This is a genomic window from Paenibacillus sp. FSL R7-0331 (assembly GCF_000758645.1).
Taxonomy (GTDB): Bacteria; Bacillota; Bacilli; order Paenibacillales; family Paenibacillaceae; genus Paenibacillus_AQ; species Paenibacillus_AQ camerounensis.
Genome location: NZ_CP009284.1, coordinates 2622393 through 2634969, shown reverse-complemented (window position 1 = coordinate 2634969; position 12577 = coordinate 2622393). Strand labels below are relative to the sequence as shown.

The 12577-nt window shown below is 52.5% G+C and carries 17 protein-coding genes; 2 read left to right on the top strand and 15 right to left on the bottom strand.

From position 1 onward, the window contains the following. The first annotated feature begins 14 nt into the window (after nucleotides 1-14). Nucleotides 15-1154 carry a THUMP domain-containing class I SAM-dependent RNA methyltransferase gene (locus R70331_RS10720; protein ID WP_042175263.1) on the top strand — a complete coding sequence of 380 codons (1140 nt, stop codon included), beginning with the start codon at nucleotides 15-17 and terminating at the stop codon, nucleotides 1152-1154. A 105-nt stretch (nucleotides 1155-1259) separates the two neighbouring features. Here R70331_RS10720 and R70331_RS10715 read toward each other — a convergent pair whose 3' ends face one another. From R70331_RS10715 to R70331_RS10670, 10 genes are all read right to left on the bottom strand, one after another. Further along, nucleotides 1260-2084 carry an aldo/keto reductase gene (locus R70331_RS10715; protein ID WP_042175261.1) on the bottom strand — a complete coding sequence of 275 codons (825 nt, stop codon included), beginning with the start codon at nucleotides 2082-2084 and terminating at the stop codon, nucleotides 1260-1262. Between the two features lie 194 nt (nucleotides 2085-2278). Beyond that, nucleotides 2279-2521 carry a YuzB family protein gene (locus R70331_RS10710; protein WP_039871963.1) on the bottom strand — a complete coding sequence of 81 codons (243 nt, stop codon included), beginning with the start codon at nucleotides 2519-2521 and terminating at the stop codon, nucleotides 2279-2281. Between the two features lie 39 nt (nucleotides 2522-2560). Beyond that, nucleotides 2561-2863 carry a HesB/IscA family protein gene (locus tag R70331_RS10705; RefSeq protein ID WP_039871960.1) on the bottom strand — a complete coding sequence of 101 codons (303 nt, stop codon included), beginning with the start codon at nucleotides 2861-2863 and terminating at the stop codon, nucleotides 2561-2563. Nucleotides 2864-2996: 133 nt separating this feature from the next. After that, nucleotides 2997-3248 (bottom strand): hypothetical protein, encoded by a 252-nt coding sequence (locus R70331_RS10700; RefSeq protein WP_042175259.1) that lies wholly within the window; start codon nucleotides 3246-3248, stop codon nucleotides 2997-2999. Nucleotides 3249-3473: 225 nt separating this feature from the next. Next, complete coding sequence (locus tag R70331_RS10695) at nucleotides 3474-4688, bottom strand: M14 family metallopeptidase (RefSeq protein WP_042175256.1); 1215 nt, start codon at nucleotides 4686-4688, stop codon at nucleotides 3474-3476. 333 nt (nucleotides 4689-5021) lie between these two features. After that, entirely contained in the window at nucleotides 5022-5828 is an 807-nt protein-coding gene (gene racE, locus R70331_RS10690) for a glutamate racemase (protein ID WP_042175254.1), read from the bottom strand. 227 nt (nucleotides 5829-6055) lie between these two features. Then, nucleotides 6056-6526, bottom strand: coding sequence for a YtxH domain-containing protein (locus R70331_RS30450; RefSeq protein WP_052419014.1), 471 nt, complete (start codon nucleotides 6524-6526; stop codon nucleotides 6056-6058). Between the two features lie 103 nt (nucleotides 6527-6629). Beyond that, complete coding sequence (locus tag R70331_RS10680; protein WP_042175251.1) at nucleotides 6630-7301, bottom strand: helix-turn-helix transcriptional regulator; 672 nt, start codon at nucleotides 7299-7301, stop codon at nucleotides 6630-6632. A 68-nt stretch (nucleotides 7302-7369) separates the two neighbouring features. Next, nucleotides 7370-7810 (bottom strand): DUF86 domain-containing protein, encoded by a 441-nt coding sequence (locus R70331_RS10675; protein WP_042175247.1) that lies wholly within the window; start codon nucleotides 7808-7810, stop codon nucleotides 7370-7372. A gap of 184 nt (nucleotides 7811-7994) precedes the next feature. Then, nucleotides 7995-8282 (bottom strand): Dabb family protein, encoded by a 288-nt coding sequence (locus R70331_RS10670; RefSeq protein ID WP_042175245.1) that lies wholly within the window; start codon nucleotides 8280-8282, stop codon nucleotides 7995-7997. Nucleotides 8283-8447: 165 nt separating this feature from the next. Here R70331_RS10670 and R70331_RS10665 point away from each other — a divergent pair, with 165 nt between their 5' ends. Next, the gene (locus R70331_RS10665) at nucleotides 8448-9032 is read left to right on the top strand and encodes a helix-turn-helix domain-containing protein (protein WP_042175243.1); all 585 of its coding nucleotides are present in this window, start codon (nucleotides 8448-8450) and stop codon (nucleotides 9030-9032) included. Nucleotides 9033-9127: 95 nt separating this feature from the next. Here the strand turns inward: R70331_RS10665 and R70331_RS10660 are convergent, their stop codons facing one another. The 5 genes from R70331_RS10660 to R70331_RS10640 all read right to left on the bottom strand — a co-directional run bounded on the left by R70331_RS10660 (nucleotide 9128) and on the right by R70331_RS10640 (nucleotide 12563). Then, nucleotides 9128-9754 (bottom strand): class I SAM-dependent methyltransferase, encoded by a 627-nt coding sequence (locus tag R70331_RS10660; protein WP_042175240.1) that lies wholly within the window; start codon nucleotides 9752-9754, stop codon nucleotides 9128-9130. A 25-nt stretch (nucleotides 9755-9779) separates the two neighbouring features. Then, nucleotides 9780-10532, bottom strand: a complete 753-nt coding sequence (locus R70331_RS10655; protein ID WP_042175237.1) for a GNAT family N-acetyltransferase — start codon at nucleotides 10530-10532, stop codon at nucleotides 9780-9782. A 22-nt stretch (nucleotides 10533-10554) separates the two neighbouring features. After that, on the bottom strand, nucleotides 10555-10974 hold the full coding sequence (locus R70331_RS10650; protein WP_042175236.1) for a DUF6157 family protein: 420 nt from the start codon (nucleotides 10972-10974) through the stop codon (nucleotides 10555-10557). Nucleotides 10975-11139: 165 nt separating this feature from the next. Further along, nucleotides 11140-11409 (bottom strand): 30S ribosomal protein S14, encoded by a 270-nt coding sequence (rpsN, locus tag R70331_RS10645; RefSeq protein WP_042175234.1) that lies wholly within the window; start codon nucleotides 11407-11409, stop codon nucleotides 11140-11142. A gap of 59 nt (nucleotides 11410-11468) precedes the next feature. Continuing rightward, nucleotides 11469-12563: a metal ABC transporter substrate-binding protein gene (locus R70331_RS10640; protein ID WP_042175232.1), complete on the bottom strand. Its 1095-nt coding sequence runs from the start codon at nucleotides 12561-12563 to the stop codon at nucleotides 11469-11471. Between the last annotated feature and the right edge of the window lie 14 nt (nucleotides 12564-12577).

The following is a 12577-nucleotide window of genomic DNA, read 5'->3' as shown; positions in this document are numbered from 1 at the left end:
GGAGTTGAGCACAATTGGGTAAATTACAACTGATCGCCACCGCCCCTATGGGTCTGGAGGCTGTAGTGGCACGTGAATTAAATGAACTGGGTTATGAGACCACAATTGAGAACGGCCGGGTGTTATTCAGCGGGGATCTTATCGATATCTGCCGCTGCAACCTCTGGCTGCGCACCTCTGACCGGGTCCTGATCAAAATGGGCCAGTTCCCGGCCCGGACCTTCGACGAGCTGTTTGAAGGCGTCAAGGCCATCAGCTGGGAGGACTGGATTCCTGAGAACGGAGAGTTCCCGGTTGAGGGAAGGTCCCACAAATCCCAGCTTACCAGCGTACCTGCCTGCCAGGGGATTGTCAAGAAGGCGATTGTTGAGAAGCTGAAGCAGTCGTACCACACCGAGTGGTTCACGGAGAACGGCCCGCGTTATGTGGTTGAAGTCATTCTGCTGAACGACATTGCTCTGATTACGCTGGATACCACCGGCCCTGCGCTGCATAAGCGCGGTTACCGCCGCCAGGCAACCGAAGCCCCGCTGAAGGAAACGATGGCAGCCGCCCTCATTCAGCTCAGCCGCTGGAATGGCCACCGTCCGCTATACGATCCCTGCTGCGGCTCTGGAACTCTTCTCATTGAGGCGGCGATGATCGCCTGGAACATCGCGCCCGGACTGCGGCGTTCGTTCCCGTCCGAACACTGGCCGGAAATTCCGAAGCGCCTGTGGGAGGAAGCCCGCGATGAGGCCTTTGATGCTGTGCGCGATGATTACCCGCTGCAGCTGACCGGCACCGACATTGACCCGGCGGCAATTGAAATTGCCGAAGCCGCTGCCAAAAGCGCAGGTCTCGCCGGCGAGATCACATTCAAGCATATGGCCGCCGCCAAAGCCCGTCCGGAAGGCGAATACGGCTGCATCATTACGAACCCTCCTTACGGTGAGCGGATCAGTAATGATAAGGAAGTAGAGAAGCTCACCCGCCAGTTTGGCGAGATGATGCTGTATCTGCCGACCTGGTCCTTCTTCGCGATCAGTCCCTATAAGGAATTCGAGCAATACTACGGCCGCAAAGCGGACAAGCGCCGCAAGCTGTACAACGGCCGGATTGAGTGCCAGTATTATCAGTATCTGGGACCGCTCCCGCCGCGCCAGCCGCAATAAAGATCTGCAGAAGAGCCTTAGACCACATCAGCATTGCTGGGGTCTAAGGCTCTTTTTATTGCATGATGCGGGTTATCCCTCAAAGCTCAGATGATGCTTTCATTCCTAGAACATCAGCTTATCCGGATCTGTCCCGATCCGTTCACCGGCATCCAGACCGCTAATGGCACTTATTTCTTCAGAAGTCAGCTCAAAATCAAAGATTTCGCTGTTCTCCTTAATGCGGGACGGGGTAACCGACTTCGGTATAATAACGATCCGGTTCTGCAGGCCCCAACGCAGGATCACCTGGGATACGGTCTTGCCGTGCTTACCGGCGATGCCCTGCAGCAGCCCGTTATCCTGCAGTCTGCCCTTCATCAGCGGCGCCCACGCCTCGATCTGAATCTGATGCTGAGTACAGTAGTCATGCAGCTCTTTCTGAATAAAACGCGGATGCAGCTCCACCTGGTTAACGGCAGGTACAATGCCGCTATCCTTGCGCAGCTCCTCCAGATGATGGATCTGGAAATTACTGACCCCGATTGCCCGCACCCGGCCTTCTTCATAGAGGCGTTCAAGTGCACGCCAGGTATCCTTATATTTATCCTTGCCCGGCCAGTGAATCAGATACAGGTCGATCATATCAAGACCAAGCTTCCTGCAGCTGGTGTCAAAAGCTTGCAGCGTCGTATCATAGCCTTGATCGGAATTCCAGACTTTAGTCGTCACAAACAGGCTGTCCCGTGCTACACCGCTTGATGCAATCGATTGTCCGACTTCTTCTTCATTGCCGTATACCGCAGCTGTATCAATACTTCTGTAGCCCAGCTCCAGTGCGGTTGTTACCGCATTAGCCACCTCGGCTCCTTCTGCTCTGAACGTACCGAGACCAAACCAGGGCATATGAACCCCGTTATTCAGAACCGTGCTGCCATTAAGATGCTTCATACCGTCTCATTCCCTCCTAAGTTTTGGCGGCTGCCGCCTATGTAATAAATCAATCAACAACCTGTATATTATAACACGTCAAGCAATCTGCCCCAAATCAGTGCAATTCCTCTGCATAACACAAAAGCCCCCGCCGGAGAGCAGGGACTTCTGTCTAGGAACACCGGTCCACCCGGCATACCCGATATTTGAATTTATTCCTTAACAGCCGCCGGCTTCTTAACAAAAGCTTCTGCCTTAGCCAGCACCTCATCCTCGGTAGGAGCACTTACATAACGTCCGTTAATATAGATAAAGGCCCGTTTGCCGCAAGGTCCGCAGTAGGACTTGCAGCCGACTTTGATCTCGGCGTCAGGCGCCATCTTACGCAGCTTGGGCATGATCGTCTTCATTCTGGTGTGATTGCATTGATCACAGATCTGTATTTCGTTAGCCATGGAGCAACCCTTCTTTATGTCCTTATTTACAGCGGCGGTTTAGTGGTCGCCGTGATTGCCTTTGGACGGATTAGTAATGACAAAGCCTTCTTCCGGCAGATACAGGTAATCAATCTTCACACCGTCCAGCAGCGGCTGGTTCGGATCAAGTATAACATCGATATCTTTGTCGGTGGAAACCACGATGTCATTTTCCTTAGGCGTGTCCAGATCCAGACCGTAATGAGCATGGTCGCCGTGGGCGTGTGTAATGGCTACGCGCAGCTTAAGCTCGCTGTTGCCTTCGAGTTCCATGGTTTTCTTTATCACTTTAGCCGCATTGCGGGTAATTTTGACGTTCATTATCATCCATCTCCTCAGCATCTACTTTAAAACCTCAATAATTCATTTTAAGGAAAGTAGTCTGCAAAAGCAACCTTCCCGGACAAATAGAAGGGCGTCTTATGACAAAATACGTACAAAATTCTTTAAACTTTCATCTTACGCTTCCCAGACCCGGATATTTGCGGTCCATCCGTGACACGAACCAGCCCATCAGCAGCATGGTTACCCCGATATCATCAATCGGCATAAAAGGCATTACATCAGGCAGAATCCAGTAGAGCAGCGCTGGTATAGTAAAAAGCAGCTTATCCCCGAGCGAGACGGAAGGCGAAATTACGAATTTCCAGGTGCTTTTGAATATATAGGACCACTGTTTCAGGGACAGCAGTTTTCTTAGTTTCATAGATTACATTCCTCCTGCTTATTTGCCTCAAATGAAAAGGGTACCGCCGCTATAGTACCTGTTAAAGGAGTACGGCCGTACTCTTTGCTGTTCATTACGCAAATCTGCAGTTATTGTTTCATTTTTAATTAAAAATATAAAAAAGGATACAGCCGCTAAGCACCGATAATCAGGATTGCGGCCGTACCCTTTGCTGCTATCTTACGCAAATTTGCAGTTTTTGTTTCAATTTTTATGCAAATTCGTAAGGATTTCCGCGATAATAAGACCGGTCTCCAATGCCATGTCTTCAAAGTCTGCCAGCGGCAGCGGGTTTTTGCCGTTCCCAAGCTCGACTGTGAAGCCCGGCTTGCGGAACCGCTGAATGAACCAGTCCTTGTAACCGGCATCGCTGCCGGTCAGCTCAACCGCCCGGTAGCCGCTTACTGCAGCCAAGTTGGCAGCCAGCTGCCTGCTCGAAGGCGGTTCGTATCCGCGGTAATTCCAATAGATTTCAGCACCCTGGCTGTGCAATGAAACTGCCGCTTCACCGGGATACCGCTCCGCAAGTGCGGCAAGCGCTGCTGCTTCAGGCTCGCTCAGCGGTGCCTGGCCGCTGTAATCACGCGGTGCAGGACCGGAAATCTGCCGCCGCTTACGCTCCTCCTCCCAGTGAGCCGGGAACTGGTCGCCGAGATCAACGCCGCGGATATTGGCCTTCCAGTGGCGGAAGCTGCGCCGTCTGTTGTTCCATTTCAGCACCTCAGTGTAATAGGGATGGCCCGGCAGCACCCCTTCCTGCACCAGCTCCACACCATCGGGATTTGCCATCGGCACAGCCCATAGCGTCCAATCCCGGAACCATTGTGCCGGATCATGCCCATGCCAGTCACCGCCAGCTGCATAAGCTTCCGCATACTGCTCTATGAAAGACATCAGGCACGGGGAGGTCAGCCATTCGTTGGCATGCAGGGCGGCATTCACATGCAGATGGCGGGGACCGCTGCCGATCCGCAGCAGCTGCAGCGGCTTGCCCATAATGCTCATCCCTATACTGCTTGCATCAATAAAAGGATACTTTTGTGTAAGCAGCCTGGTATCCTCCTCTAGCTCCATCGGGCCGTATTCGCCTTCTATGGTTACTATGCTGCTTGGGGCAGCGTTGGGAATGACCAGCACTTTGCCCGGAGTGCAGCAGCGGCCGGCAGTGATACCCGGGTTCAGCAGCTCCAGTTCACCTATATCCACCCCGAACAAGCCGGCGATGGCTGCTGCATTCTCCCCCTCCTGCACAGCGTAACGCTTACGCGGAGCAGAGGGCAGGAACAGGATCTGCCCCGGATAAAGGTAAGGCTGCCTGCCCGCCCACGGGTTCCCCTGTATAACATGCTCTGGTGTAAGTCCATATCTCGCCGCGATCCGGCTGACGGTATCTCCCTTGCGGGCAATATATTGCTGCATAGGTCTCATCCTCTCAGACTCTCTGGGTTGCCGTCATCCCTGCAAGTCTAAGGGACACACAGCCTCATTGTATTGTATGCAGCGCCTATCACCTGTCATGAACGAAAAGCTCCGCCGAAGGCTTGGCTGTACCAAAATAATGTAACCGCATACAAAGAATATGAAGGTAATAAAGGACGGATGCTTGGAGCAGCCGGAGGTGTACGAGTCTTATGTGGCGTTATTCATTCCTGAATACAAAAAAACCAGGATCAGCTCCCGGTTCTAATGTCTTGATATCTTAGAGGTTTGTCCCTATTGCATACGTCTGATGCAGCATTTACAACAGCTGGCCTACAGTGAAGATACCTGCCAGACTACCGGTGTCCTTTTGAGCTGCTCCCCGAGCCAGTCGCGGGCGATCCGCTGGAACATCTCGGCGTCTCCGCTGCAAAAGAACTGGTGAATCGGACTTTCATCCCCCCGGGCCAGCTGGCCTTTATCATACAAAATCGTACTGATCTCCCGTGCGGTCTCATCCGCCGAGCTGATCAGCTTCACTCCCGGTCCCATTACTTTACCTATCGGCTCTACGAGAAAAGGATAATGAGTGCAGCCGAGAATCATAGTGTCAATAGGCTCGTATTTGATCCCGTTAAGTGATTCCGCAACAGCAATATGGCTTTCCTCTGAACGGAACATACCCTGCTCCACAAAAGGCACCAGCGCCGGACAAGCCTGGCTGACTACCTCCACGAACGGGGACAGCTCCTTGAGCGCAGCAGTATAAGCCCCGCTTTTTATCGTGCCGACGGTGCCGATCACACCGACCCGGCCGGTTTTGGTGGCGCTGATTGCAGCCCGTGCTCCCGGATGGATCACCCCTATGACCGGTATGGGCACCTTGGCCGAGATATAATCTAGTGCCGCTGCCGTGGCTGTGTTGCAGGCAATCACTATCATTTTAGGATTAAATTGAATTAAATAGTCAACAATCTGTTCAGTGAACCATTTCACTTCTTCGGTCGAACGGGGTCCGTAAGGGGCACGGGCAGTATCACCAAAATAAATGATTTTTTCCCTGGGAAGCTGTCTCATTACTTCTTTGACAACTGTAAGCCCCCCCACACCTGAGTCTAGTATAGCTATAGCCTGCTGCACGAACACACCGCTTCCTTTTTACTTGTTTTGTGTAGCTTATGTAAGGTCATACCCAAGTGTACCTGACTTTTAGCCCCAATTGCAGATAATACTATTTTTACGGCTCCAGTTCAAGGAAGGAATAAAAATACCGCCTCCCGCGGGGACGCGGAAGGCGGCTGCAAGCCAGCTATATCAATAGATTCAGCAACGGGGACTCTGTACAAACGCAGAATGTACGGTGCAGCTTAGATTGAGCCGTCCTTGTCATCTTTAGCAGTATCCTGCAGAACAGCATCGGCGCTATCCTCTGCTGATTCAACTCCGGCATCCGCCACATCCTGTGCATCCTCGGCAGCCGCAGCAATGATCTCTTCAGTGTCTGTTTCATCCAGTCTTACAGCGGCTTCCTCGGTCACGATCCCGCTGACGACAGCGATTTCCTCTTCCGCATCAATCTGTGTATATTGCTTGCTCCATTCCTTTACTTCGCTCACCACAGATTCTACCGCATCCTTGGCTTTGCCGTACAGGTCGCTGCTTTTTTCTCCGGCCGCACCTGCAATTTCCGTCACTTTATCAACGGCTGCGGTTGTACCGTCCGCAATATCCTGACGCAGCTCTTTTCCCGGTTTTGGGGCGAACAGCAGCGCCGTTACAGATCCGACTACACTGCCGGCCAGAATTCCCCACAGCAAGCTTTTAGTATCCTTTTTCATCGTCAATCTCTCCTCTGGATTCAAAGTGCCTCTGCCCGTCATCCCCGGGCGTTCGCCTAGTTCTGCTATATCATAAGCATAGAGAGTTTGTCCTGTGACTGCTTCAGGAAGACTTTTCTAATGTTTTGTCCCGCTTAGCCGGAGGAATCGGCGTTATAGCATACCGGCAGGAATGGCCGCCTTCCGCCATACATTCGCTGCGCACCACCTTTGCCCCCAGCAGCTCCTCGAACAGACTCTGCTCACATTGGCAGGCCTTGCGGTACTGGGAAGCTACCTGCCGGATGGGGCAATTGAATTCCTGCATGACAAAAGTGCCGTCTTCCTCCTTGCTCCACTCGGCCATATATCCCCCGGAATTCTGGATTGATGACAGCTCCGCTACGCGCTCCTCCAGACTGCGGTTCTCCATCATCGGAGTATACTGGGCAAGCATCCGCCTGCGCCTTCCCTCAAACAACAGGTTAACCGTCTCAGTCCCGCTGGTATGATCCAGCTCCCGCAGCAGCTCAAGCGCCAGATTGTGATAGGTTTTGGGAAAATGCTCCTCCGCACGCTCTGTCAGCGAATATACATGCAGCGGCCGGCCCATCGCCTGGCGGACGACTTTCGTTTTGGCCAGTGACTCCTGCTCTAGCTGCAGCACATGCCGGCGGACTCCCATTTCGGTAATTCCCAGCTCCTCTGCCAGCGCGCCAATCGTCAGCGGACCCTTCATTTTGAGCAGCGTCATAATATTTCGTCTTGTCGAACCGCTTTCCTGCCCTTTTTTCATGCTCAGGCACCTCCTCTCTTTACAGATATTATCCGTGTATCCGATCCGGCTGCGCGGTAAAACCTGACTCAGACCGGCAATTGTGCCCCGAGCTCCTGATCCAGATACCTGCGCACTTCCAGGGCAAAACGTTCCAGAGTATCCGGCAGCAGCGCCGCAAGCGGATGAAGCCTGCTCCGGTCCCAGTTATAATAATCCTGCACCAGCGGCTTGCGGAGCGCGACCAGTTCGATAAGCACAGCGTAGATTCCGCTGTCTCCGAGCACCTTTTCTTCGTTGATAATTGAGATGATATCCTCGTAGCTGCCAGCATCGCGCATGATGAAGCCGTCGATCAGACAGCTCCCGACATCCGTCACTACCTCGATTGCCAGATGCAGGCAGCGCTCCTGCACCAGCCCTTTAATAATACCGCCGTCCCAGGAATCCGCAGCACTGTGCAGGCCGGTTCCAATTGCGGGAATCTGATCCAGTATATTCTCAATTTGCTTCCGGTTAACATAGTACACAGCTGAACCCTCCAAGTAGTCAGGTGGTATGGAAGAACGATAATGTGCTATACTTACTTGCCGCGCCTGCCGCGGCGCTTCAGCCAGAATAACATAATGAAACAGGCAGCCAGAAAAACGATCAGATAGGTTAATGCTTCCATCGGATACTCAAGCTCACGCATGTACATCACCGCTTCCGGTATCAGATTTCATAATCTACCGCGATAGAAAGCTCCTTGACCTCATTAATGTGTGCAATGACTTCCTTGTGGGCAGGATGAACCTGATAGGCCTGCAGATCGTCAAGTGAAGCAACCGTGGTGACAAGCGCGATATCAAAGGAACGCTCCGAATGAATAATATCGGCTCCGACCTCAATCGAAAGCAGCTGCGGGATCTTTCCTTCCATGTTGCGTAGCACGCCGACTGTAGTTGCGACACTCTCCGGTGAACGGTCCTTCAATTTGAAAAATACGATATGTTTAATCATCTGATTCGCTCCCTGCAGACAGTTTTGTATTTTTTGATTACTAAAAATATATCATAACGGCAACACTTCTGAAAGAAACTTAACCCTCATGTCAGCAATTACAGCATTAACCATTGCAGCGCAAAGGAAAGTATTGTAGTATAACGTTAAAAATTCGGAGGAAGTATGCCTAAGAATCAACAAGAACCTCATAAAATTCAGGCTTGGTCTCTGATCAACCGCAAATATCTTGGACAAGGCGTACGTGTAAAACGGTTCCGCAGACCCAAGCGCAGCCAGATCCGCAACCGGGTTCTGCTGGCAATCCTCATGGCAAAGGACATCAAATTGTCCAAGCTTGCAGAAGAGCTCTCCGTGTCCTCGCGCAGTGTAAGCGCCTGGGTGTACGAGGGCCGCATCCCTTCCAGAAACAATCTGGACAAGGTATGCCGTCTGCTGGGTTATCCGTCCCATATTTTGTTCAACGAGGCACTCCTGCGGCAAAGTCCGATTGTATGCCAGCCTACCCCTTCACGTTTTATGAAAAGAACGCTTGCCCACTCTCCGCAGAATAACACGATTCTGACAGGGCTGTGCATGGTGTATGACTTTTCAGTAACCGATGTCAGCATCTGGATCGGCGTCCATCCGGGCACCTTCCGCAAATGGCTGCACCACTGTCATCTTCCGACCCTTGCCCTGCAGGAAAAGGCTGAAAGCTTCTTCCGCATTCCGCGGCATATTCTGTTTGCCGATTGTGAACTGCGATAGCAGGCAGAGCGCCGGATGAACCTTTACTCCTAAGCGACGACCCTACTTAAGGCCCCCCTTGCAAGACAAGGAGGGCCTATTGACGTCTTTTTCGGTCAGCCTATTTTATGTGCGATAAGGTACCGCAGTATGTATTCATGGGTTCCGCCCCGGCTGCTCTGCAGTCGCTCAACGAATGACCCGCTCTCAATAATCTCTGTTCCGGCAAAATGGCTTCTTAAATCGGCATCGCTGAAAAAGTGGGCGTATTTCCCTTCTTTGTACTCAAAGGTTCCCGGTTCAAGCTTGCGGCCGCAGCCGTTATTCGGGTCCTCATCGGAAAAACTGGTGAAATACAGCAGGCCGCCAGGCCGCAGCTGGGCAAGAGATGCCTCAATCAGCCGCCTGCGTTCCTCTTCCAAGAATAAGTGGAGCACATCATAGCAGTATACAGCATCGACCTGCGTGTTCAGCTGCTGCTCCAGCGCCGAACCGGCTATAAAATGCGTTGCAGGGTCCCATTCCTCCGCCAGCTCCAGCGCCTCTGCGCTTAATTCAATGCCATAGGTGGTGAATCCGGCTGAAAACACTTTGGTATTGCGCCCGTAACCGGCACCGGGAACCAGCACGGAGCCCAGTCCGGCTGCACGGAATACTTCACTAGCCTGCTCTGCTGAAGGGCTGGGCTGGCTTCCCCAGATCATCCCTTCGCGGGCAAAGCGCCCGCTCCAATATTGCGACATAGTGATCTCCTTTCTAAGATAAATACTAGTCTCTGATTCTATACCAGTACTGATAAATCTCTTTGTAGCCCAGCTTGTCATATAAAGCGGAAGCGCCGGCATTCGCCAGCACCACCTGCAAAAAAGATGCTGTTGCCCCCTGAGCCCGTCCCCATTGCAGCAGGCCCAGGATCAGCTCCTCTGCCAGACCCTGTCTGCGGTATGCGGGAGCTGTAACAATATCATACAGCCCGATGTATCCATGCTGAAGGACACCAAGCCCGCAGGCCGCCGGCTCACCGTCCTTATAGAGCAGAGCATATCCATGCTGCAGAGAGGAAGAGCCCAGCATCCGGCACAAGGTACTCCGCTGGGCTCCGGACAGCCCTGTCTGCTGTGAGAACGCTTCTACCCATGCTTCCTCCAGCCGCTCCCTGATAACTAAAGTGTGTCTGCTCTGCACCGGCGGCAGCTGTTCCAGTTCAAGCATACGGACCGAGGACGGGCTGTCTTTCCGGTAGCCTAGCTCACTTAACAGGTGATCCAGTCCGGCGGGTCTTGAGTAAGGGGTGATTTTGAATACGGTCTGAAGCTCTGCCTGATCGTAATACTGCTCGGCAAGGCGGATTTTTTGTTGTACCTCAAGGCTCCCGGCATTCTCCTCCGGTCCGTATAACGGATTAACCGAGTTGGAACGTTTCGTATAACCTGAAGCCGAGCGCAGAATCCAGCCATCCAGCAGCACACTCTGTTCCGCCGGCCAGGTATTCAATGATATTTCTTCAATTTTTTCGAACAATTCCCCGGACTCCTTTCCGTTTCTAGCTCCGTTTGCTGCGCATCGCATTCAGCAGGGTTAGCCCATTCTCCGCTTCGGAAGTGAACTTATCATATTCCGGTGACTCTTTGCCGTAAATGGCGATTTTGCCCGCTGCATCATAATGGATTCCCCAGCCGTAGCACTTTGGCAGCATGGAGGCACGCAGGCAGGGGTGTTTTTTGGAGAACAGTCCGGCCCATATTTCCGTTTTCCGGGAGAGGCGCTCTTCCCTGGGAATTTGCTTGTGGCGCACATGCACCTCATACAGCAGCTCCTCATGATTGTACTTGTAGGGGCTGTCTGCCAGCAGCTCAAACTGGATAAGATGCGCCGGAGGCAGCGCCTTTGCGCTCACCGGAACGGTCCCTGTCTCTACCGGACAATCCTCCGAGACACGTATGAATGTATTGATGTAGCTCATTTGTCGGCCTCCTTTTTATATACGGGACTGTAGTGCCTTTATCATAACCCAAGGAGATGAGCCGGCAAAGTGAACAAAAATACAACACAAACAGCCGCCCCCCCGTTATTTTGGGGAACGGCCTTATATGCTTACAGCCGGTCTATGAATCTGCCCTGCTTAGGCCTACCAGCTGGATTTGGTGACGCCGGGAATCTGGCCCTTATGCGCAAGTTCACGGAAAATAATCCGGGATACCTTAAATTTGCTTAGGTAGCCTCTGGGCCGGCCTGTAACAGCGCATCTGTTCTTTTGGCGTGTCGGCGAGGAGTCCCGGGGGAGCTTTTGCAGGGCCATGTAATCTCCCTTTTCCTTCAGCTCTGCGCGTTTATCCGCGTATTTGGCGGCAAGCTCCTGGCGTTTAAGCTCTTTTACAACTTTTGATTTTTTGGCCAAAAATGTTCAGCTCCTTTCCTGATTCTAATGAATGTCAGCCTTGGAAATCATCCTTCCGCCTATTCGTTCAATGCCTTCTTAAGGGCTTCCAGGTTCTGGCGCATGATTGCGATATAGTCGAGACTTCTGCTGCGGTCCTCTTCTGTCAGACCTTCAACCGGATTCAGCACAGCCGCCTTAGCTCCTATTTCCTGGGCAATAGTCTCTGCGACACTGGAGGAGATCAGTGTTTCAAAAAAGATCGTTTTTACATCGTTTGCTTTGGCGAATTCAATAATACCTGCCATCTGTGCAGCAGAAGGCTCCAGCTCAGGAGACAGGCCGGCAATCGGCACCTGGGTCAGTCCGTACTCTCTGGCCAGATAGCCGAACGCTGCATGCTGCGTGATGAAATCCTTACGTTTCGTATTAGAGAGGCCGTCTTTGAAATCCTGGTCAAGCTGCTCCAGACTAGAGACATAGCTGTCAGCGTTCGCTTTAAATACTGCTGCATGATTAGGAGATGCTGCAGCCAGTGCGGCTTCAATGTTGCGCACTTCCCTGATAGCCAGGGCTGGGGACAGCCAGACATGGGGATCAAGACCGCCATGGTCATGGTCATGGTCGTGCTCGTCTGCACCATGGGCTTCTTCCCCGTGCTCGTGGTCGTGCTCATCAGTGCCATGGGCTTCTTCCCCGTGCTCGTGGCTGTGACCGGCCTCTTCCTCTTCGGCGCCTTCCATAATATCCAGCCCTTTGCTGGCCTCCACAGTGATCAGCTTGCTGCCTGAAGCGCTGTCCAGCACCTGTCCGGTCCAGCTTTCCATACCTGCACCATTATAGATCAGTATATCTGCATCGGTGATACGGGCCATGTCCTGTGCAGTCGGCTCCCAGTCATGCGGCTCAATACCGGCTGGTACCAGCAGCTCTACGTCAGCAAGATCGCCTGCAATATTTTTTGTGAAATCATACATCGGGTAGAAGCTTACTTTAATGTCCAGCTTGCCTAACGAATCTGCAGAGGCATTGGCAGCGGCGGATGTATCTGAAGTACCTGTAGCTTGTATATCAGCCGCATTGCCTGCAGGATTGTTGTTACTGCCGCAGCCTGAGGCAATGAGTAAAGCAGACAGGGCCAAAACGGTAAGATGACGGGTTCTGAAATTTAACAAGATGGATAGACACT

What these genes read in the sequence shown, in the direction of transcription:
- R70331_RS30450 (WP_052419014.1), bottom strand. Translation starts at nt 6,526, where the DNA reads ATGAAAAAGGATACTAAAAGCTTGCTGTGGGGAATTCTGGCCGGCAGT.
- R70331_RS10710 (WP_039871963.1), bottom strand. Translation starts at nt 2,521, where the DNA reads ATGGCTAACGAAATACAGATCTGTGATCAATGCAATCACACCAGAATG.
- R70331_RS10715 (WP_042175261.1), bottom strand. Translation starts at nt 2,084, where the DNA reads ATGAAGCATCTTAATGGCAGCACGGTTCTGAATAACGGGGTTCATATG.
- R70331_RS10670 (WP_042175245.1), bottom strand. Translation starts at nt 8,282, where the DNA reads ATGATTAAACATATCGTATTTTTCAAATTGAAGGACCGTTCACCGGAG.
- R70331_RS10650 (WP_042175236.1), bottom strand. Translation starts at nt 10,974, where the DNA reads ATGAGCTACATCAATACATTCATACGTGTCTCGGAGGATTGTCCGGTA.
- R70331_RS10695 (WP_042175256.1), bottom strand. Translation starts at nt 4,688, where the DNA reads ATGCAGCAATATATTGCCCGCAAGGGAGATACCGTCAGCCGGATCGCG.
- R70331_RS10660 (WP_042175240.1), bottom strand. Translation starts at nt 9,754, where the DNA reads ATGTCGCAATATTGGAGCGGGCGCTTTGCCCGCGAAGGGATGATCTGG.
- R70331_RS10665 (WP_042175243.1), top strand. Translation starts at nt 8,448, where the DNA reads ATGCCTAAGAATCAACAAGAACCTCATAAAATTCAGGCTTGGTCTCTG.
- R70331_RS10705 (WP_039871960.1), bottom strand. Translation starts at nt 2,863, where the DNA reads ATGAACGTCAAAATTACCCGCAATGCGGCTAAAGTGATAAAGAAAACC.
- R70331_RS10700 (WP_042175259.1), bottom strand. Translation starts at nt 3,248, where the DNA reads ATGAAACTAAGAAAACTGCTGTCCCTGAAACAGTGGTCCTATATATTC.
- R70331_RS10680 (WP_042175251.1), bottom strand. Translation starts at nt 7,301, where the DNA reads ATGAAAAAAGGGCAGGAAAGCGGTTCGACAAGACGAAATATTATGACG.